The 21,188-nt window shown below is 72.2% G+C and carries 15 protein-coding genes; 10 read left to right on the forward strand and 5 right to left on the reverse strand.

What is annotated here, in order from left to right; all coding sequences use genetic code 11:
• Nucleotides 1-56 precede the first annotated feature (56 nt).
• Nucleotides 57-2,741, reverse strand: a complete 2,685-nt coding sequence (locus FB157_RS09150; protein ID WP_145877750.1) for an AAA family ATPase — start codon at nucleotides 2,739-2,741, stop codon at nucleotides 57-59.
• A 181-nt stretch (nucleotides 2,742-2,922) separates the two neighbouring features.
• Here FB157_RS09150 and FB157_RS09155 point away from each other — a divergent pair, with 181 nt between their 5' ends.
• The 3 genes from FB157_RS09155 (at nucleotide 2,923) to FB157_RS09165 (ending at nucleotide 6,625) form a co-directional block, all read left to right on the forward strand.
• Nucleotides 2,923-4,284, forward strand: coding sequence for an MFS transporter (locus FB157_RS09155; protein WP_145877752.1), 1,362 nt, complete (start codon nucleotides 2,923-2,925; stop codon nucleotides 4,282-4,284).
• A gap of 3 nt (nucleotides 4,285-4,287) precedes the next feature.
• Entirely contained in the window at nucleotides 4,288-5,439 is a 1,152-nt protein-coding gene (locus FB157_RS09160; RefSeq protein ID WP_145877754.1) for an anhydro-N-acetylmuramic acid kinase, read from the forward strand.
• 181 nt (nucleotides 5,440-5,620) lie between these two features.
• Nucleotides 5,621-6,625 (forward strand): DUF2510 domain-containing protein, encoded by a 1,005-nt coding sequence (locus FB157_RS09165; RefSeq protein ID WP_145877755.1) that lies wholly within the window; start codon nucleotides 5,621-5,623, stop codon nucleotides 6,623-6,625.
• 118 nt (nucleotides 6,626-6,743) lie between these two features.
• On the opposite strand, the gene FB157_RS09170 is transcribed toward FB157_RS09165, so the two are convergent.
• Complete coding sequence (locus FB157_RS09170; protein ID WP_145877757.1) at nucleotides 6,744-7,388, reverse strand: TetR/AcrR family transcriptional regulator; 645 nt, start codon at nucleotides 7,386-7,388, stop codon at nucleotides 6,744-6,746.
• 258 nt (nucleotides 7,389-7,646) lie between these two features.
• Between FB157_RS09170 and FB157_RS09175 the strand changes: the two genes are divergently transcribed.
• Together FB157_RS09175 and FB157_RS09180 are read left to right on the forward strand one after the other, a co-directional pair.
• Nucleotides 7,647-8,441 carry a phosphatase PAP2 family protein gene (locus tag FB157_RS09175; RefSeq protein WP_145877759.1) on the forward strand — a complete coding sequence of 265 codons (795 nt, stop codon included), beginning with the start codon at nucleotides 7,647-7,649 and terminating at the stop codon, nucleotides 8,439-8,441.
• Nucleotides 8,438-9,391, forward strand: coding sequence for a hypothetical protein (locus tag FB157_RS09180; protein WP_145877761.1), 954 nt, complete (start codon nucleotides 8,438-8,440; stop codon nucleotides 9,389-9,391). The genes FB157_RS09175 and FB157_RS09180 overlap by 4 nt, the downstream gene beginning before the upstream one ends.
• 97 nt (nucleotides 9,392-9,488) lie before the next feature.
• Here the strand turns inward: FB157_RS09180 and FB157_RS09185 are convergent, their stop codons facing one another.
• Nucleotides 9,489-10,343, reverse strand: coding sequence for a phospholipid scramblase-related protein (locus FB157_RS09185; protein WP_145877762.1), 855 nt, complete (start codon nucleotides 10,341-10,343; stop codon nucleotides 9,489-9,491).
• A gap of 75 nt (nucleotides 10,344-10,418) precedes the next feature.
• Entirely contained in the window at nucleotides 10,419-12,467 is a 2,049-nt protein-coding gene (locus FB157_RS09190; protein ID WP_145877764.1) for a phosphocholine-specific phospholipase C, read from the reverse strand.
• 275 nt (nucleotides 12,468-12,742) lie between these two features.
• On the opposite strand from FB157_RS09190, the gene FB157_RS47195 reads away from it, so the two are divergent.
• From FB157_RS47195 to FB157_RS09215, 5 genes are all read left to right on the forward strand, one after another.
• The gene (locus FB157_RS47195) at nucleotides 12,743-13,474 is read left to right on the forward strand and encodes a hypothetical protein (protein ID WP_186581419.1); all 732 of its coding nucleotides are present in this window, start codon (nucleotides 12,743-12,745) and stop codon (nucleotides 13,472-13,474) included.
• Between the two features lie 173 nt (nucleotides 13,475-13,647).
• Complete coding sequence (locus FB157_RS09200) at nucleotides 13,648-14,475, forward strand: hypothetical protein (protein ID WP_145877766.1); 828 nt, start codon at nucleotides 13,648-13,650, stop codon at nucleotides 14,473-14,475.
• A gap of 79 nt (nucleotides 14,476-14,554) precedes the next feature.
• Nucleotides 14,555-15,286, forward strand: a complete 732-nt coding sequence (locus tag FB157_RS09205) for a hypothetical protein (protein WP_145877768.1) — start codon at nucleotides 14,555-14,557, stop codon at nucleotides 15,284-15,286.
• Nucleotides 15,283-17,505: a M48 family metalloprotease gene (locus FB157_RS09210; RefSeq protein ID WP_145877770.1), complete on the forward strand. Its 2,223-nt coding sequence runs from the start codon at nucleotides 15,283-15,285 to the stop codon at nucleotides 17,503-17,505. The genes FB157_RS09205 and FB157_RS09210 overlap by 4 nt, the downstream gene beginning before the upstream one ends.
• A gap of 43 nt (nucleotides 17,506-17,548) precedes the next feature.
• On the forward strand, nucleotides 17,549-18,271 hold the full coding sequence (locus FB157_RS09215; protein ID WP_145877772.1) for a hypothetical protein: 723 nt from the start codon (nucleotides 17,549-17,551) through the stop codon (nucleotides 18,269-18,271).
• A gap of 66 nt (nucleotides 18,272-18,337) precedes the next feature.
• Here the strand turns inward: FB157_RS09215 and FB157_RS09220 are convergent, their stop codons facing one another.
• A complete protein-coding gene (locus FB157_RS09220) occupies nucleotides 18,338-21,115 on the reverse strand; it encodes a lectin (protein WP_261386217.1) in 2,778 nt (925 codons plus the stop codon).
• Nucleotides 21,116-21,188: the final 73 nt, after the last annotated feature.

The raw sequence follows: 21,188 nt of genomic DNA on the forward strand, positions 1-21,188 counted from the left end.
GCGATGCACCGCACCGGACGCCGCGGCCTGATCCGACCTGATCCAAACGAAACCCCCTAGCGCAGTCCCCGCCCGGTCTCCAGCACCTCCCGCGCCTGCGCCACCAGCCCGTCCGCGCCGATCGAACGGGCCAGCGCCAGGCCCCGGTTGAGTTCGGCGACCGAGCGGATCGCGATGCCGTACTCGACCCGGGCCGCCGCGTGCTCGTACTGGCAGGGCGAGGCCTCCAGATAGGCGACGGCCTGGGCGGCCAGATGGACCGCGCGCTGGCCGGTCTCCAACGCGGCGGCACAGCGCAGGGCCTCGCCGATGGCGGTGTCCGTGCCGAACCGCTCGGCCTGTCGGCGGGCGTCCGCGGCGAGCCGGGCGGCCCTGGCGGGGTCCTGGGTGGCGAGGGCCTTGGCGAGGTCGACGGACCAGGGTGCGAGGACGGGGTTGTGGCCGCCGCGGGAGACGGCCGTCTTCTCGGCGGCCTCCAGTTCGTTGATGCCCTCCTCGGTGCGGCCCGTCGCGAGCAGCAGCCGGCCGCGTACGGAGCGGATGTCGGGCAGCACGATCGTGGACGGGTAGGGCGGGGCGAAGCCGTACTGCTCGGCGATCGCCCAGGCCTCCTCGACATGGCCGCGGGCCAGCAGGGTGTCGACGAGTCCGCAGGTCGACGACCAGTACAGCGGCAGGCCGCGGCCGACGCGCTCGGCCAGCGTCAGCGCCTCGCGCAGCGTGGTCTCGGCGTCGCGTAGCCGGCCCTGCCTGCGGTAGGCGAGGCCGAGGAAGGCGTTGGCCAGGGAGAGGTGGCCGCCGCGCCAGCCGGCGCCGGTGTAGGCGCGCAGGGCCTCGGCGAACAGGCTCTCGGCGCGGTCGAGCCGGTCGGCGTAGGCGTACGAGCTGCCCAGCATCATCAGCAGTTCGATGCCCCACTCGCCGTCGGTCCAGCCGAGGCCGGGTGCGAGGCGGCCGTTGACGAGGGCGCGGTCGCACAGCTGGAGGACCTCCTCGGCGTTCTCGCCGTGGGTCATCGCGTCGAAGCCGCGCAGGATCAGCAGGGCGCGCTCGGAGTTGTCCCGGCCGGTGCAGGTGCCGGCCAGTTCGGCCAGGCGCCGGGAGCGTTCCGGGGAGACGCTCTCGCCGTGGATGCCCTCCCACATGAACTGCACGGCCTGCAGCCGCAGCTTGACCGGGCCCGCCTCGTGCCGGGCGGCCTCGGCCTCGACCGTGCGGACGGCTTCCTCCAGCTGGTCGTTGTGGAGCAGCGCCTGGGAGAGCCGGACCACGGCGTCGACCCGCTGGGTGCCGTTCAGGCCGGGCATGGCGAGCGCGGACTGCAGATGCTCGATGGTGACGGCGGGTGCGGTGAGCAGGGTGGCGTGGCCCAGTTCGAAGAGCACCTGTGCGTGCACGTCGGGGAGCGGCGGCTCGGCCAGGGCGCGCTCCAGACAGCGGCGGGCCGCGTCGGGCGCGCCGACGGCCAGGTGCTCGCGGGCCGCCTCGCGCAGCTGCTCGACGAGTTCCTCGTCGTCGTCCGGGTGCACCTTGAGCAGGTGCCGGGAGGCCTCGGCGGCGCTGTGGCCGGTCTCGGTGAGGATCTGCGCGGCGACGCCGTGCATGGCGGTGCACACGCCCGCCGGGATGGAGTTGTAGACGGCGGAGGCGATCAGCGGGTGGACGAACTCCAGCTCGCCTTCCTCGGTCTCGGAGCCGGCCGCCTGGTCTGGTTCGGTGAGGAAGCGGGCGGTGCGGAGCAGGTCGGCGCAGCGCTCGGCGGTGTCGGGGTTCATGGAGGCGAGCCGTGCGACGAGGTCGACGGAGATGCCGGTGCCGAGGATGGCGGCGGCCCAGGCGAACTGGGTGGCGTCGATGCCGAGTCCCTTGAGCCGGTCGACCAGGCCGCCGCCGCGGGCGGAGCGGTTCAGGTCGCGCAGTTCGCCGGCCCGGGACTCGACCGGATGGACCTCGCTGTCCAGCACCTTGGCGAGGAGTTCGACGGTGTCGTACGGGTTGCCGCCGGTGACGGCCCAGACCTCGCGGCAGAACGGGTCGTCGGCGTGCCGGCCGACGGTGGCGCGGGTGAGCCCGGCGGTGGCCTCCGGGGTCAGGGCGCTGAGGTTGCTGACGGGATGCCCCGCCGTGGCGGCGACCGCTTCGAGGAGGCGGGCGCTCTCGCCGCTCACCTCGCCGGGGCGGCGGGCGACCAGGACCAGCACCGACAGGTCGTCCAGGCGTTCGGCGAACGCGGCGAGCCAGCGCAGGGTCTCCTGGTCGGCCCAGTGTGCGTCGTCGATGATCAGCACCAGCGGCCACTCACGGCGGGCGAGCCGGCGCACGGCCGCGACGAGCCCGTCGCAGACGTACTGCGGGTCGACGCTGCCCTCGCCCGGTTCCACTATCCCGAGGGCGGGGCCCGCGATGTCGTACCAGTCGCCGAGGTACTCGCGTGCCTCCTCCGGGAGCAGGGAGAGCAGCGCCGGCTGCAGCAGCTGCCGCACCACGTTGAACGGCACGGACTTCAGGGTCTCGCCGCCGCGGGCGTACCACACCGTGCAGCCGCGGCGCTCGGCGATGCGGCGGGTCTCGGCGAGCAGCGCGGTCTTGCCGAGTCCGGCCTCGCCCCGGAAGACCAGCAGGCTGCCCGCGGACGACTGATCGGCGCACAGGACGTCGAGCGTCCGCGTGACGGTGGCGATCTCCGCGTCCCGCTCCCACAGGGAAGCCGCGGCGGCCGCCGACGGCCGTGCCTCCGTCATCCCGTTACCTCCCCAGGTCGCCCGAATGACGTACAGACCACGAGCGTAGCCGTCCGGTGGGATGTGTGGAGGCCGGTCCGGGCACGTGTTGCCCCGCCGGGTGAACGATGAGGCGAGTGGGCGACGCGCATGCCGTCCCACCAGCCGCTGTGGATCCGACGAACCGTCAACAGGGCCTGGAATGAAGCTGATTTTCGAACCCCCCGGAGATCGCGGGGGCCATGGGGAACGACACGACCGCGACGAACGGGACGACCGCGACCACCGCGGCGTCCGCGGCGACACGGCCGCCCGCACGCCGACGGTGCGGGCGGTGGCGGCGGGGTCGGTGGGCAATCTCGTCGAGTGGTACGAGTTCGGCGTCTACGGCTATCTGGCCACCGTCCTCGCCGAGCGGTTCTTCACCCCGGCGGGCGCGACTGCGACCGACGGCCTGGTGCGCACGTACGCATCCTTCGCGCTGGCGTTCTTCTTCCGGCCCCTCGGCGCGGCCCTGTTCGGCAGGCTGGGCGACCGGATCGGGCGACGGCCGGTGCTCATCGCGGTGATCGCGCTGATGGCGGCCGCGACGACGCTGATCGGCGTGCTGCCGACGTACGCCACCGCGGGCGCCCTGGCACCGTGGCTGCTGACGTTCCTGAGGGTGCTTCAGGGACTCTCGGCAGGCGGTGAGTTCGGCGGCGCGGTGGCGCTGATGACCGAGTTCGCCCCGCCGGGGCGGCGCGGACTGTACGGCGCGTGGCAGTCGTTCACGGTGGCGCTGGGCCTGCTGGGCGGCGCGGGTGTCGCGGCGGCGACTGCCATGGTGCTCGGCGAGGACCAACTCGCCGACTGGGGCTGGCGGTTGCCGTTCCTGCTGGCGTTGCCGCTGGGGCTGGTGGCGCTGTGGCTGCGGGTCGGGCTGGAGGAGACGCCGGAGTTCCGGGAGCGGGCGCGGACGGCTGCCGGCCCGAGTGGCGCCGGGGTGGTGGCGTCGGCGGTGCTGCTCGGTGTCGGGCGGGTCATGGGCTGGTCGGCGGCCGGATACACGTTCCTCGTCGTCCTGCCCTCGTATCTCCAGGCCTCGCTGCACACGGGTGTCCGGGATGCGCTGCTCACCACCGTGCCGGCCAACCTCGGGTTCGCCGCGGCGATCCTCCCGGCGGGGCTGCTCAGCGACCGGGTCGGGCGGCGCCCGGTGATGCTCACCGGGGCGGTGCTGGTGGCCGGACTCGCCGTGCCGTTGTTCGACCTGCTGCAGAACGAGGGGACTTCCGCCGTGGCGAGGGGCATGGCCACGTGTGCGGCGGGCGCCGTGGTGGGGCTCATGGCCGGGCCCGGGCCCGCACTGCTCGCCGAGATGTTCCCGGCACGGGTGCGCTGGACGGGCCTCGGGCTGGCCTACTCCCTCTCGAACGCGGTGTTCTCCGGAAGCGCGGGACTGATCATCACGGAGGCCGTACACCGGACCGGGAACGTGGACGTGCCCGCCTACTACGCCGCGACGGCCTGCGCGCTGAGTGCGCTGGCGCTGATGAAGCGGCAGACGGGAAAGGTGAGTTGAGCGATGCGGGTGATCGGGCTCATGTCGGGGACGTCGTACGACGCGGTCGACGCGGCGGCCGCGGATCTGCGGCTGGACGGGGACACGCTCATGCTGAAGCCGCTGGGGATGGTGAGCGCGCCGTACGACGACGCACTGCGCGAAGCGCTCGCCGCTGCGCTGCCACCGGCCGCCGTTCCGCTCGCCGAGGTGTGCCGCCTCGACACCCTGATCGGGCGGGCGTTCGCCGCGGCGGCGGTCCGGGCGGACCGTGAACTGTGCGGCGGACAAGGCGAATTGGTGGCCTCGCACGGGCAGACCGTCTACCACTGGGTGGACGGCGGCCGGGTGCACGGCACGCTCCAGCTGGGGCAGCCGGCGTGGATCGCCGAGGCGACCGGGCTGCCGGTGGTCGCCGACTTCCGGTCCCGGGACGTCACCGCCGGCGGCCAGGGCGCGCCCCTGGTGAGCCTCGTGGACCTGTTGTGGCTGCGGGGCAGGCCCGGCACGCCGGTGGCGCTGAACATCGGCGGGATCGCCAACCTCACCGCGCCGGACGGGACCGCCTTCGACACCGGGCCGGGCTGCGCGCTGCTGGACGCGGCGGCCAGGGAGTACAGCGGCGGGCGGCTGGCCTACGACGCCGGCGGGGCGCTGGCCGCGCGGGGCCGGCCGGACCTGCCGCTGCTGGAACGGCTGCTCGCCGAGCCGTACTACGCGCTGGTCCCGCCCAAGACGACCGGCAAGGAGCTGTTCCACGCCGGGTACCTGCGGGGGGCCGGGGTGGACGGCCTGCCCGCCCCGGACGTGCTGGCGACGCTCACCCTGCTGACGGCCCGGACCATCGCCGACGCGGTGCGGTCCGTCGGCGCCACGGAGGTGATCGCCTCCGGCGGAGGCACCCGCAACCCGGTGCTCATGTCCCACGTCCGGGAGCTGCTCCCGCGGACCGCCGTACGCACGTCGGACCAGCTGGGCCTGTCCGCCGCCGGGAAGGAGGCGTACGCCTTCGCGGTCCTCGGTTTCCTCACCGCCCACGGCCTCCCCGGCACCGACCCGCGCAGCACGGGCGCCCGGCACCCGAGTGTGCTGGGCTCGCTGACACCGGGGCGGGAGGGGCTGCGCCTGCCGCCGGCCCCGCGGGTGGGGCCGGTGCGGCTGGTGGTGACGGTGTGAGGAAGCCCGCCGTGCCGTACCGCACGCCGGTCCGACTGTGACGGCCGGAACGCGGGAGTCCTCGGCGAAGCGCGGAAATCCGGGATGAAGGCCATTGAATCCGAGGTGAAATGTACCGGTCCGAGGAATTGGCGGCGGATCCTCTCATCCGGCTTTCACCGATGCCTCATACGGTGGGGGCATGACGCAGGTGACTCCTCCCGGGTGGTACCCCGACCCCGGGCAGACGAATGACGGTCCGCCCACCGAGCGCTGGTGGGACGGCAAGGCCTGGACCGACCAGACCCGCCCCGCCGGGACGGCCGCCACGTGGGGTCCCCCGGCGCAGCAGTTTCCCGGCGGCCCGCAGCCGGCTGCCCCTGCGTACGGGGCCGCCTTCCCGGGATATCCGGTGTACCCGGTCCAGCCGGCCGCGCCCCGGCGCGGTCTGCGCACCGGCATAGCCGTCGTGGCGGCGGCCGCGGTCCTGGTGAGCATCGGGGTCGGGGTGTACGCGCTCAGCAAGGACGGCGGGAACGGCGGGGGGGACGACCGCGCCGGTTCCCAGCAGGGACCGGGCGGACAGAACGGCGGGCAGGGCGGGTCCGGCGGTCCGGGCGGCTCCGGTGGTCCGGGCGGGTCGCCGTCCCCGGGGCAGTCCGCGGCGCCCAAGATCCGGGGCGGCGGCACGGTGCCGGATCCGGTGAACGGGATCAGCATGCCCGTGCCGAAGGGCTGGACCGGGCAGACGATCAGCGTCGGCGCGCAGGTCACGTCCGACAACTCCTACAAGTGCCCCGGCAACAAGGAGCAGACGTGCACCGCGGGCGGCGCCTACTCGGCCCCCGCCGTCGCGCTCGGCACGGACGGCGACACGGCCGAGGCGGTCGCCAAGGCGGACATCGCGGCCAACGCCAAGGAGTCCTACGGCGGCACCTCCTACGGCAGCATCACCTCGCACGAGGTGCTGGCCTCCAAGCCGGTCACGGTGGCCGGGCAGAAGGGCTACCTGGTGCGCTGGAAGGCGGTCACCGCCAACGGCTCCGACGGCTATGTCGAGTCCGTCGCCTTCCCCTCGCCGAACGACACCAAGCGGATCGTCGTGGTGCGCTTCGGTGTGGACGTCGGCCAGAAGGTGTCCGTCATCGACGACATCCTGCAGGGGATCAAGGTCTCGTCGGGCGGCGGGAACGGCCAGAACGTCTGAGGACGCCGCCGGACAGAAGTCGGCCGGGTGGGATTCCCCTCCGCTCAAGGGGAACCCCACCCGGCCGGGGGGTGCGCGCCGCCCCCGTCCCCACGGTGCGGCGCCGGCAGGTCACCGTTCAGTCATCCCGTGAACGGCGGCCTGGGTCCTGGGTCAGTCCGAGTGCGGGCAGCACGGCGGACTCCACGAAACGGTCGAGATAGTCGGCGTCGGCGTACTCGCCGCTCAGCACCGGGCGCACCCGCAGGACGCCGAACATCATGGCCGGGATGTACTCCAGTGCGGGGTGGTCCGCGCGCACCTCGCCCCTTCGCACACCCCTCTCCAGCATCTCCTGCAGTGCGGCGATCTCCGGCGTGACGAGTGCGTCACGCAGCGCCTGTGCCAGTTCGTGGTCGGCCGTGACCGCGTGACCGAGTGCCTGCAGGAGCCGGGCGTCCTTGTTGGACCAGTCGCCCGCGGCGCGTGCCGCCTGGCGCAGGTCCTCGGCGAGTGAGCCGGTGTCGATCCCGGCGAAGCGCACCTTGCGGTTGGCGCGCAGCGCGGCCGCGACGAACTGGGGCTTGGTCTTCCACTGCCGGTAGAGCGTGGACTTGCTGCACCGGGTGCTCGCGGCGACGCCTTCCATGGTCACGGAGTCGTAGCCGCACTCGCGGATCTGCTCCAGCACAGCGTCGAAGAACTCCCGCTCACGCTCGGGCGTGATCTTGGAGCGGCGCGAGGCGGCGACCGTCTCCGGTCCGTCCGCGGCCTGCGACGTCATGCGTGGCTTCCCCTCACTCGTACCCGGTCCGCTGAAGATCCGCGCAAGGACGGCCGCGGACCCTGTCTCCAGTGTGTCGCACATCAATCGATACGCAAGTGTACCGGTACTCAAGCGTATCGGTACACTGCCGTATCGGTACACTCCCGTATCGGTACTGGGAAGTATCGGTACTCAGCCGTATCGATGAGCCCGGACCCCGGTCCGGGCCGCAGCCCGCACCACCACACGCACGACCGTCAGCGAAGGGGCCGGGGGATGAATGCCCGAACCGAGCCTGCAGAAGCGGAGCCGGACGCGATAACGCGCCCGCCGCTCCTCCGCGAGTTCCTGCTCGTCGCAGGGCTCTTCCTCGTGTACAAGCTCGGGCGGCAGCTGGCCACCGGCCATACCGCGGACGCCTTCCGCAACGCCCACCGGGTGTGGGACCTCGAGCGGACCCTGCACCTTCCCCACGAGACCGCCGTGCAGTCCGCACTGCTGCACGGCGACGCCCTCGTGCATCTGGCGAACACCTACTACGCGACCGTCCACTTCCCCGCCACGCTGGCCTTCCTGGTGTGGCTGTACCTCAGCCGGCCCGCGCACTACGTGTGGGCCCGCCGGGTTCTGGCCGTGGTCACCTCCGCGGCCCTGGTCCTGCCGTTCGTGTTCCCGCTGGCGCCGCCGCGGATGCTGACCGGCACCGGCCTGGTGGACACCGCCCGGGTCTACGGCCCCTCCGTCTACGGCCCGCCGTCCAGCGACCACCTCTCCAACCAGTTCGCGGCGATGCCGTCGCTGCACTTCGGCTGGGCCCTGATGGTGGCGATCGGCCTGATCGCCGCCACCCGGTCGCGCCTGCGCTGGCTGTGGCTCCTGCACCCGCTGATCACCCTGCTGGTGATCGTGGGCACGGCCAACCACTACTGGCTGGACGCGATCGTCGCGACCGCCATGCTCGGCGTGGCGCTCGCGGTCGTCCACCCGCCGAAGCGGACGTCCAGTACGGCGGGACGCGGTGCCCGGCGGCTCGCCCCGAAGGAGCCCGTCCTGGTGGGAGCGGGCCGATGAGCCCCGCCGTTCTCCTCGCCGTCGGCCTGTCCCTGATCTCGGCCGTCGCCTACGCCGCGGCCGCAGTCGCCCAGGAACGCCTCGCCTCCCGCAGCGCCGGGCCCGGCCTCCTGCGACTGCTGGGCACCGGCGCCTGGTGGTCGGCGGTCGGACTGAACGCGGCCGCCGCCCTGCTGCACGTCGTGTCCCTCAAGTACGGCCCGCTCACCGTCGTCCAGCCGCTGGGCGCGCTCACCCTCGTCGCGGCCGTGCCGCTCGGGGCGCGGGCGGCCGGGCGGCGGGTCAGCGCGGTGGAGTGGCGCGGTACGGCACTCACGCTGCTGGGGCTGGCCGCGCTGCTGGTCACCGCGTCGGGTCCGGCACCCGAGCGGGTGCTGAGCCTGACCCAGGCGCTGGCGGTCGCCGGTACGACCGCTGCCCTGATCGGGATGCTCTCCCGGCCCGGCGCCCGGCCGGGCCTGCGGCACGCGACCGCCTCCGGATTCGCCTCGGGTGTCGCCTCCGCCCTCACCCAGACGGTGACGGTGGCGGCGACGGACCGCACGGGCCCGGCACTGAGTACCGAGGTGATCGTGGTCGCCGTCCTGGTCGCCGCGTTCGCCACCGGCGGCCTGCTGCTGTCACAGACGGCCTACCGCGGCGGTCTCGGCGGCCCGCTGGCAGTCGTCACCCTGGCCAACCCGACGGCCGCCGCGGTCATCGGCCTGACCCTGCTCGGGCAGGGCCTGCGCGGCGGAGCCGGCGGTGTGCTGCTGGGGCTGGCCGGGGCGGGGCTGGCGGCCTGGGGCGTGGTCCTGCTGACCCGGTCGGCGCCCGAACCCGACCGGTCCGACGAGCACGACGACCACCCGGTCGCCGCGGTGCTGGCCCTGGAGCCGGGCACGGCGGCGGCGGAACCGGTGCTGGTGCCCCGGCAGCCGGAGCAGCCCGGGCATCTCACCGCACACTGAGCGGACACCCGATCCGGCCGGACACACGGCGGCGGCCGGTGCGCGCGAAGTCCGCGTGCACCGGCCGCCATTGCCGTACTCCCCGTGCGGAGTCCGCTCAGTTCCAGCCCCGCGAGTCCTGCTTGAGCGCGGTGTCGACGGTCAGAGCCGTCGCCACGACCAGGCTCAGCAGCGGCTCGGGCAGCTGGTAGTGGATCTGCAGGACGTAGTTGTCCGCCGTCGTGAACAGCGTCTTGGCGAGGCCTTCCCAGGTCTTGGTGATCCGGGCCACCTCGTTGTCCGAGTGGTCGACGATCGCGAAGTTCCACGCCCGCCAGTTCTCCGCCTTGATCGCGCCGACCTGCTGGCCGTTCACGTTCATCGCGAAGTTGATCTTTCCGATCATGTTCTGCTGGACGATCTCACCGACCGGGGAGCCGTCCGGACGGGTCACGATGACCCGGGACTTGAAGATCTTCGCGGGGCGGGTCAGCAGCAGCTGCGGCTGCCCGTAGGCGTCGCGGATCTCCAGCTTGTGGGTCAGGAACTGGTCCCAGTTGGAGATGAAGCGGAAGATCTTCCGCAGCGCGCTCTGGCCGACCTCGGTCACGGCGCCGAGCTCGCGGCCGTTCTGGTCCATGACCTTGTACTCGTTGGTGAGCTCGATCAGCTTGGCCTTCTGGTTCACCACCAGGACCGGCTCGGTGAAGAGAGTGCCGCCGCCGGGACCGCCGGCCGCGACTCCGGCCTGCTGCTGCACCTGGCGCTGCACCTTGGCGTCGGTGGCCTGCTGGTGCGGGATGTGGGCAGCGGGCTGCCGGGGCGCGGCCTGCTGCTGCGGAACCTGCGCGGCGGCCTGCTGGGCCGGGTTCGTGTGGTCGGTCCACTGCGCGCCGTCCCAGTAACGGAGCGTCTGGGCAGCCCCGTGCGGATCGGGGTACCAGCCTGCAGGAGTGTTCGATTGCGTGGTCACCGGGGCACACTACCCTGATGTGACCGGTACCTGACCAGCCCGCACGGAGCGCTGTTCATCGCCAGTTCACGCCGTTCACACGGTGATGATGGCCGGGTCGCTGACGCCGGCGTGCCCGTTCTCCACGTGGCCGGCGAAGGCGCGCAGGAAGGCCGGGTCGCTGTCCGCGGTGACCGTGAGGTCGTACCACCGCTTGCTCGCCGTGAGGGCGACGGTGTGCCTCACGGTGGCTCCGGGCCGCACGGTGACGGCGACCGGGCTGCCGCCGTAGCGGTTCACCAGCTTCAGCTTCACCGTGCCGGTGCCCTTGTTGGTGAAGGTCAGCTCGATGTCGTCGCCGGCGTAGCGGGCCGTGACCTCGGGTCCGGCGACCTTGTTGCGGCCCTTGAACTGGCGCACGAAGCCGTTCGGGCCGTGCACGGCGAGGTCGTACGAGCCCCCGGAGTAGACCGAGTTCCAGGTGTCCGAGAGGGTCTTGCCGGCCTCGGTGGTGTAGGGCCAGGGACCGTCGGTGCGGTTGTTCGAGGTGACCAGGAACGCGGCGCCCGCGTGTGCGCCGGAGGCGAAGGAGAGCGTGAACTTCCCGGCCGACGTGTCCGCGGAACCGTCCACGACGGGGGCGTACTTGAGCGGGCGGGTGGGCCGGCAGCCGCGCTCCTGCTTGGGCAGGGCGGGGTTGGCGGGCGGGACGGGCACGTAGTCGGGGTGCCTGTCGTGGTCCGGCGGCTGGTAGCCCGCCGTGGACGGCAGCGTGACCGGCTTGGTGTCCTTGCGGGAGAAGTCGAAGGCAGCGGTCAGGTCGCCGCAGACCGCACGGCGCCAGGGCGAGATGTTCGGCTCCTGGACACCGAAGCGACGCTCGATGAACCGGATGACCGAGGTGTGGTCGAAGGTCTCGGAGCAGACGTAACCGCCCTTGCTCCAGGGCGAGACCACCAGCATCGGCACCCGCTGGCCGAGCCCGTAGGGGCCGGCGGGGTGGCCGATGTCGCCCTTGTACAGGTCGAGCGAGGGGTCGACGGTCGACAGGCCCTGGGCGGCTGAGGCCGGCGGGAAGGGCGGGATCACGTGGTCGAAGAAGCCGTCGTTCTCGTCGTAGGTGATGAACAGCGCGGTCCTGCCCCACACCTCGGGGTTGGAGGTGAGTGCGTCCAGGACCTGGGCGACGTACCAGGCACCGTAGTTGGCGGGCCAGTTGGGGTGCTCGGTGAAGGCCTCGGGGGCGACGATCCAGGAGACCTGGGGCAGCCTGTCCGCCTTGACGTCCGCCTTGAGCCGCTCGAAGAAGCCCTCGCCCTGGCGCGCGTCGGTGCCGGTGCGGGCCTTGTCGTACAGCGGGTCGCCGGGCTCGGCGTTCCGGTACTGGTTGAAGTAGAGGAGGGAGTTGTCGCCGTAGTTGCCGCGGTAGGCGTCGTTGATCCAGCCCCAGGAGCCGTTCGCGTCCAGGCCGTCGCCGACGTCCTGGTAGATCTTCCAGGAGACGCCGGCCTGCTCCAGGCGCTCGGGGTACGTCGTCCAGCCGTAGCCCTTCTCGTCGTTGCCGAGGACCGGACCGCCGCCCTTGCCGTCGTTGCCCGTGCAACCCGTCCACATGTAGTAGCGGTTGGGGTCGGTCGAGCCTATGAAGGAGCAGTGGTAGGCGTCGCAGATGGTGAAGGCGTCGGCGAGCGCGTAGTGGAAGGGGATGTCCTCGCGCGTCAGGTACGCCATCGTCGTGGACGACTTGGCGGGCACCCACTTGTCGTACTTGCCGCCGTTGAAGGCCGCGTGACCGTCGTTCCACCCGTGCGGGAGGTCCTGGATGAAGGCCAGGCCCAGGTCGTCGGCGTCCGGGTGGAACGGGAGGATGTCCTTCGTGCCGTCGGACTGCTTCCAGACGGACTTGCCGTTCTGCGTCACCGGACGCGGGTCGCCGAAGCCCCGCACGCCCCGGAGCGAGCCGAAGTAGTGGTCGAACGAACGGTTCTCCTGCATCAGGACGACGATGTGCTCGACGTCCTCGACCGAACCCGTGCGATGGTGCGCGGGCAGTGCGGCCGCACGCTGGATGCTGCTGGACAGCGCGGTGAACGCCGTTGTGGCGCCCGCGAGCTGGAGGAAGCGCCGCCGATTGACTTCGGTCATGAGTGAGGGTCCTCTCGTCCTGACGTACGTAGTTGCCGCTAGATGACGGAATCTGCGCGCAGCGAGTGTTCCAAGAGCAGCAAACGTCAGGGAAGGGTCTGATGGCGGCGATGTGAAAGTCGTCGGTACGGAGGGGGTTGGGGCGACTGCGCCCTTTGCCCCCCGGTTCGGAGAAGTCCTCATATCGGAGGATCGAAAGGGTGAAGAGATGTAATATCCCGCGCACATGACGTCAGCCGAGCCGCTCTCGGCGGTGCGGGAGGGGGCGGAAATCCATGATCAGAAAGTGCGCGCTCACACTCGGGGCATTACTGCTCGCGAGCGGCTGCGGCAGCGGCTCGTCACACGACAGGGCGAGCACGGAGGGGTCCCCGTCGGCGGACGTCTCCGCGCCGGCCTCCGACACGGCCCCGGAGACAGCGGACATCGGCAGCTCCTCCCCGGATCCGACCCCCACCACGCAGGAACCGGCCGAGGAGACAACCGCCGAGGAGAGCGCCACCTCCGACGCTCCGGACAGCTGGAGCGGCAGCGACACGACGGAGGACGACGACCGGTCGACGGCAGGCGGGAGCCGGGACTGCGGCAGCCTCGCGGGCAGTGGCACCTTCACCGACCCGCTCCAACTCGGTGTCGTGGACGACCTCGTGACGGCCCGGGACTGTGCCCCGCTGACGTCTGGCGCACCGTTCAACGTCCGCTACTTCTCGTTCACCCTGTCCGGCACACCGGGCGCGAACGCCCACGCGGGGGCGTCCTTCGCTCTCACCCAGGACGCGCTCGGCCCGGTGTACCCGGCGATCGTCCAGCCGAACGGATGGGTCCTCAAGAACAGTCTCGGCTCCGGGTACTGGACCGGAACGGACCCCGACTTCACCGGCCGCTACCAGGAGATCTCGGACCTGGCTCCGGGCACGTACATCCTCCGCACGGAGAAACTCGACTCTCCGTTGCACTCCCTGTCCACGCCTTCGTACGACGTCGTCGTCGACGCGGGCGGGTCCTGAGACCACACGGGACACAGGAATTCACTTCTGTTCTTTATTGACCGAATGTGAATTGACGGCTCTTTAACGCACATTATCCCTTAAACTTTCCTGCATCACGCCAGGAAGCGCGCTGGGGGGCGCGTCGGGGGGAGCTGGTTCTCGTGCGCCGTGGATTCTTGTGCACAAGCCCCTTGAGCTGCGTCGCGTTACTCCTGCCGCTGTACCTGTCCGCGGCGCCTGCGCACGCCGCGGACCCGACCGCGCCCTATGCCGAACTGAGCCAGGACTCCGGGGAGATGGCGCCCGGTGGCGACCCGCTGACCGTGGATGCCACGTTCCACAACACGCTGGACAGCGACATCACGGACAGCTTCGTCGTCGCCGTCGGCATCCGGCTCGCACCGCCCGCCGAGCGGCTGACTCCCGATCAGGTCACCGTGGAATGGTTCGACGCCGGCCCGTCCGTGTGGCGGCCGGTGGAGTTGACTTCCGGGGACACCGCGCTGAGCGGCTACCTCAGCACGGACGCCGGACTGCCCTCCGTGGGATCGCTGCCGGCGGGCGACTCGGCCCGCATCCCGCTGCGCGTCTCCCTGGCCTCCGGAGTGCCGGCGCCCTCCACGCTCCAGTTCGTCACGCAGGGCCTGATCCAGCCCACGACCTCGGTCGACCCGGCGCCCCTGATGGACGGCAAGGCATCGTACTCGGTGGTCGAGCAGGCGACGTCCCCGGCACCGACACCGACGCCGGACACGGCCTCGGCCTCGGCGGGCCTCGCACAGGAGAGTCCGGTGCGCGAGGCGACGACACCGGCCGGCAGCCCGTCCCCGGCACCTTCTTCGCCTCCTCCGTCCGCCACCACCCCCGCCCCGTCGGCCCTGTCCGACGGAACCGCGGAGGACGGGAGCGCGGGCGGCGCAACCGCCGCGGCTGTCGTGGCCGCCGGCGTGGCAGGCCTCGTGTTCGCCGTCGTCGTCACCGTCGGCGTGGCCCTGCGGCGTCGCCGCAGCCAACGCTGAACCCGCAGTGGCCGAGGCGGACCGCCCGTCCGCACACGCGCACCGCCCGCCCATCCGTCCGTTCTCACGGGAGGAACCCATGCACCACCGCACGGGCCAGGACGTCCTGCGCGACGTGGTCCGCCGCGTCGCTCCGGCCGAACTGGACAAGCTGGACGAGACCTGCCGGGCCTACCTGGCCCGGCCCCATCCCCCGCAGCGCCTGCACCGGCCGGCCGGGGACCCGCTGGGCATCGGCTTCGAGTCGGCGGTGCTGCTGCCGGTTCTGGTGTCGGTGGTCTCGCAGGTCCTCGCCGACCTCGCCTCCGGGCGCATACAGGCGGGCGGCACCCGGCTCAAGCGCTGGTGGCGACGTCGCCGCGGGACCGAAACCGAGGGCAGACGGGCCGCGCTGACCTCGGCCGTCCCGGAACTCTCCGGGGTGGCCCGGCAGGAACTCGCCGACTGGACCCTGGCCGTCAGCCGGGCTGCCGGAATGTCCGCGGCCGAGGGCGAGAGCTGCGCGGAGGTCATCGTGGTGGCCGTGGTGCGCGGGAACTCGGGGGCACGGTCCGTGCCGGATGCAGTGGTTGCGCCGACCACGCCGGTTGCACCGGCTGCTCCGACGGCCCCCGGGCACCCGGCAGAACCGGAGTCTGTTCGCCCTGGCGCTCCGGACCCGAGGGCTGCGACCGCCGGGGCGGGCGACGACGCGGGGGCAGGACTCCCGTCGGAGACCGGTGACGCGCCGGAGACCGGTGGCACGCCGGAGACCAGTGGCACGCCGAACGCCGGTGCCGCATCGGCGGCCGCGAACGCGTCGCTGTCGTGAGCACCGCGCCGGACCCCCAAGGCCCGCCCCGCCCCTCCCACTCCCCCACCGCCACCGCCACGGCCACCGCCGAGCGGCCGGACGTAGCCCGCGCGCTCGTGTCCAGCCCCCTGCCGCTGCCGACCACCACCCGGCTGGCCCTGCTGGTCCTCGTCGCGGGCGCCGGTGCCTCGTTCGCCACCTGGTGGTGGCTGGTCCTGGGCCGGGACAACTGGCCCGGGGCCCAACTCGCCTGCCTGCCCGGCACCGACGCCGCGCCCGACGAGATACTCGCCCGCTTCACCGGCTGCGTGAACGACGTACGGCTGGCGCAGTCGGCGGTGGTGCTGTGCGGGCCGCTCGCCCTGCTGGCCCTCGCCGTGCTCTGCCGAGCCGCCGGGCGGCGGCTGAGCCTGTGGCGGTGGCGGGCCGTGCCGGACCTGTCCTCGGCGCTCGCCCGGCGCCTGGCCGCCGTGGTACCCGAAGGAGGGGGTCCGCGGCCGGTGCTGTGGGTGCGCGGCCGGGGCGTCGGGATCCGGGCGCGTGCCTCGGGCACCGTCCGCCGGCCCCGGATCGTGGCCGACTCCTACGTCCTCAGCCTGTCCGACCGGAGCGTGGACGCGATCTTCCGGCATGAACTGGCCCATCTGCGGCTGCGGGACGTGGGCCGGGTACGGCTGGCCACGGCGGCCGGGTGGCTCCTGCTCCTCGGCGTCACCCTGCCGATGGTGGTCGCACTGGCGCGCGACCCCGGGCTGCTGGGCGCCGGCCTGCTGGTCCGGATGGCGATCGTCCTGGTCGTCGTGCTGCTCACCCTGTGCGCCGTGCTGCGTGTGCGGGAGCATGACGCCGACCTCGCCGCGGCGGCGGATCCAGGCGCGCCACCGGACGCGACGGCAGCCCACATCGGCTCGGCCCTCGCGCCGCGCCGCACCGAGCGGCTCGTACGGTCCCTGGGCCTGGCCACACATCCCACCCCGGCGGCCCGCCTCGCCGTGCTCGCCGATCCGGCGCGGTCCTGGGGGCTGTCGTCCCTGGAATGCCTCACCACAGGGCTCGCCGCCGGCCTGGTGTTCACCGACCTCACCCTGCTGGTCGCCGCTCTGATGCCGGATCACACCCAACTCGCCTACATGATCGGCGGATTGCTGACGGGCTGGGTCGTCGCCGGCGTGGTGACCGTGGCGTGGTGGCGGGCCGTCGCCGTGGGACACCGGGACGCGTCCGGCCGGCGCGCGGCACCGGCCGGGGCCGCGCTCGGACTCGGTGTGCTCCTCGGCAGCCAGCTCGCCGGGCGGGCGGCCGGTGACTGGGTACGGGACACGGGCACGGCGGACGGACTGGCGACCGCGCTGTCCCTGACCCAGGTACCGCGCGTGCAGGCGCTGGCCCTGGGGGTGGCGCTCGTCGTCGGCGGAGCGCTGTTCGCCCTCTGGAGCACCTCCCTCGCCAGAGCACTGGGGGCCACGGTGGACGGTCCCCGTTCCGCACACGCCTGCGCGGCCGCCGTAGGACTGTCCGGGCTCCTGCTGGCCGTGCCACTGGGCAGTTGGTTCCTGTTCGCCCGGCTGACGGCGGCCCGCGCCGCTCCCGGCATCCGGTGGGCGGTGATCGACACGCCCTGGTGGGTGGCCGGGGTACTGACGGCCGTCGCCGGCGCGCTGGTGCCGGCAGCCGCGGCTCGCGGGGCGCGGCTCGCGGGGACGCGCGGCGCCAGGCAGCCCCGCCCCCTGGTCCTGTGGGCGGCCGCCACGGTCCTGGTCACGGCCGGGACCGGTTGGGCGGCTTTCGGCAGCGAGCCGAACCGGGCTCCGGCCACACATGTCTCCGGCGGCTCCGAGGCATCCGCAACCCCGGGGGTGTCCGCAACCCCGGGGACGGCCGCAACCCCGACGGACTCGGTGAACTCGCCGGACCCGACTGCCTCACCGGCCTCCGGCAGCGGTGACCGTACCGTCCCCCTGGACCAACTCCCCCTGCTGCCTCCGAAGGCGGAGCGGACGGACGCCCTGCGGTCGGACACCGCCCTCGTCTGCCGTGCCCTGTCCCTGGGCGGCACCGCCGTCTGGACCGAGCCCCGACGCCGCGCCGACATGGCCCAGTTGCTCGGCGGCCTCGACGACCCCGTGCTGCGGGCCGCCTCGGCCGTCCTTCGGCGCGCCCCGTCGGGCCCCGTGGACAGCCATGCGCCGGTCGCCTCCGTCCTGCGCTGCGACCTGTACTTCCGCTACGGCCGCTGACCGGCCACGCCCGACGATCCACCCGCCCTCCGAGGAGGTACCCGTGAGCCCGAGGACCGTTGCGATGTCCGCCCTCGGGCACCGACGGCTCGCCGCCCTGCCGGTCCTGGCGGCGCTGCTGGCCGGTACGGCCCTCAGTGGCTGCGACAGCCCAGGCCGACGGTCGGACTCCGTGGTGCCGACTCAGGCACCCGCGCCGTCCGCCTCCCCCGGCACCGAGGACCTGGCCGCGGCCCTGCTCACCACGGCCCAGTTGCCGGCCGGCTATGTGAAGACCGTCCCGCGAGAAGATCCCCCGACGCGCTCCGACCGTCCCGTATGCCTCAACTCGATCAACTCCCTTGAATCTGCACGCGTTTCCCACCCCGACGCCGTCGAGGCCAGGGTCGACTTCGCCATGAGCCAGAGCGGCCCCTTCCTCCAGCAGGTACTGCGCCGGCTGCCGGGATCCGGGGCACGGCAGGACCTGGAGCAGGCCGCGCGCACGCTGTCGGGCTGCCCCGAGTTCTCCATCGGCTGGAGCGACGGCTCCACGGGTACGGAGCAGGTGGAGCCGCACGGCTCGGCAGGCATCGGCGACGCGTCGTGGCACGCCACGGTCACCGCGACCACCGGGACGTTCACCGTCCAGGAGACCCTGGTCCTGGTGGCCGCGGGCAGGACCCTGCTCGTACTCAGCGATGCGGGCAGCCCGGCAGCACCCGAACGCTCCCGGACACTGGCTCTGGCCCGCACCGCCCTCTCCAGGCTCCCCCGACGTCCCTGACCGGTCACTTGGAGGGCTGCCTGCCGCCAGGACACCGGGCGGGACTGCCGACTGCCCGCCGACGCCTCAGCTCGGCAGCTTCCAGTTCTGGGCCGCCGTACCGTTGCAGGTGTACAGCTGGAGCTGGGTGCCGTTCGTGGTCGACGAGCCGGGGTCGTCCAGGCACAGCTGCGACTCGGGGTTGACCAGGGACCCGTTGGCTCCGGCGGTCCACTGCTGGGCGCCGGTTCCGTTGCAGGTCCACAGTTGGATCAGCGTGCCGTTCGTGGTTCCGCTGTGCGCGGCGTCCAGGCATTTGCCGAGGGTCCGGACCGTTCCGTCACCGGCGACGATCCAGTCCTGGGCGTACGTGTTGTTGCAGCCCCAGATCTGGACGTGGGTGCCGTCGGAGGTGCCCGAGGACGCGTCGTCCGCGCACAGGCTGGCGGCCACCGCGGAGGTGAGCGGACCGATCCGCGGCGAAGCCGGCGCCGTGGTGTCCCCCGCGTACGAGGGCGGGGCCGCGGTGGCCGCGGTCGCCCACGACGTGTTGGCGCTGGTGCCCAGCGTGAAGTCCAGCGTGCCGCCGGCCGTGATCGCCGTGGTGGGAGCGTAGGCGTTGTTCCACGCCGTGCCGTTCCACACGGCGGACTGGACATAGGGGGCGTTGTCGGCGGCTCCGCTGCCGTTGACGGTCAGCGTCCTGCCGGAGGGAAGGGTGATGACGGCCTGCGTGAACAGCGGTGATCCCAGGGCGAGATCGGAGGTTCCGGGTGTCTCGGGGAACATGCCGAGCGCCGACCAGACGTACCAGGCACTCATCGCGCCGAGGTCGTCGTTGCCGTCGGCCAGGCCGCCCGGGGTGTTCGACCAGATCTGGTCCTGGATCGCCCGCACCGTGCCCTGCGTCTTGTAGGGCTGCCCCGTGTAGTCGTACTCCCACGGCAGTTCGATGCTCGGTTCGTTGCCGACCCATGCGTAGCCGTTGGCGCCGGTGTAGCTGCGCAGCACGGTGTCCAGGTAATGGTTCATCGCGGTGTTGCCGCCCTTGGCGTGCGCCAGGCCGCCGATGTCGAACGGGACCATTCCGGTGTAGATCCACGAGTCGGCCTCGACCATGTCCGTTCCGCTGGTGGGATCGAAGCCACCGGTCCACGAGCCGCTGACGTTACGGGGTTCGACGAAACCGGAGGCTGGGTTGAGCACGTTGCGCCAGTCCTGTGCGCGGTTGGCGTACGTCTTCTGGTTCGCGGTGTCGCCGAGTGCCCCGGCCATCGCGGAGAGCGCGAAGTCGGCGGTGTCGTACTCCAGGGTGGTCGCGACCGGGCCGTAGAAGTTGCAGCAGCCGTAGCTGCCGTCGTGGGGCATGTATCCCGGCGAGTTCAGGTAGCCGAGGCCGGGCCGGTCGTTGTTGGCCCTGCTCGCCTGCTTGACCATGTCGGCCAGGGCGGTCGTGGCATCGAAGTCCCGGGCGCCGAAGGCGTAGTAGTCGGCGAGGATGGCGTCCGCCGGGTCGCCGACCATGACGTACGACTCGCCGTTGTTCTCCGACCACTTGGGGAAGATCCCGGTCTGCGCGTAGTCGTCGACCATCGACTGTGCGGTGTCGGAGGCGACCCGAGGAGCGACCAGGGCTTCGAGCTGGGCCTGCGAACGGTAGATGTCCCAGCCGGAGTAGTTCGCGTACACGGCGCTGTGGCCGGCGTCCACGGTGTGCGTCTTCCCGTCGAAGCCGTAGTACTGGCCGTTGGTGTCGCTGATCATGTTCGGGTGCAGCAGCGAATGGTAGAGCGCGGTGTAGAAGGTCTGCTGCTGCGCGGCCGTCCCGCCGGCGATCTGCACCTTGCCGAGCGTGCTGTTCCACGCGTTCTGCGCCGCGGTGCGGGTCGCGTCGAAGTCCCAGCCGGTGTTCTCCGCGGTGCGGTTGGCGACCGCGCCCGCCACCGACACGTAGGAGATGCCGACCTTGGCCTGCACGACCGGGTCGGCGGTGGTGTTGAAGGTGACGTAGCCGTTCGAGGCGGCGGCATCCGGGGCAGCGCCGCCCTTGGCGGACTTCGTGGACTTCGAGTCCGAAGCGCTGGGGTTCTTGCCGTGCAGCACCGGCTTGTTCGGTCTCTCGGCGGCGTTCTTCGACGCCTCGGCCGGCGCCGTGGGAGGCGCGGACGCCTTGGCGGCCGAACTGCCCTGCGAGACGAACGGCTTGTCGAAGACCATGTCGAAGTAGACGGTGTACGTGTTCGCGGCGCCGCAGAAGCGGCCACTGGTCACCTGCCCGCTCACCTCGGTGCTCGACACCTTGGTGAACTGCGTCGAGGTGGCACCGTTCTGACTTGCCGTCAACTTGAAGACAAGGTTGGCCTGACTGGTCGAGGGAAAGGTGAAGCGCGCCATACCGCTGCGCGTCGTGGTGGTCAGCTCGGTGGTCACCTGGTTGTTCAGCGCGACCTTGTACGACCCCGCGGAAGCCGACTCGTTGCCGTGCGAGAACGCGTCCGTCGCACCGGTGTTCACGGCCCCCACCGTGGGCAGCACCGGTATGTCACCGGCCGCGCCACAGCCGGGTCCGGCGATGTGGGTCAGACTGAAACCGGTGATCGACGAGTCGTTGTACTCGTAGCCCCCGCCGTCGGGACGCGACGGGGTGTCCGGGCTCCACTGCACCATGCCGAACGGGACGTCGGCCCCCGGAAAGTCGTCGGCCTGGTTCGACGTGCCGATGAACGGGTTGACCAGAGTCGCCGGCGCGGTGACGAGCGCAGCCTTCCCGGCCGCCCACGCAGGGGTGCACAGCCCGGCCGCGGCCAGCGTCGCAGCGGCGAGGAGACCCATCGCCGCGTTTCTCGGTCTCGCCAGTGGTGTCATCACGGGGTTTTCTCCTCTACTCGGCAGCGAGGGCCGACAACGTTGTCTCCGTGCCGAGAGAGCAACCCCGGGT

It is taken from the genome of Streptomyces sp. BK340 (genome assembly GCF_007827595.1).
Classification (GTDB): domain Bacteria; phylum Actinomycetota; class Actinomycetes; order Streptomycetales; family Streptomycetaceae; genus Streptomyces.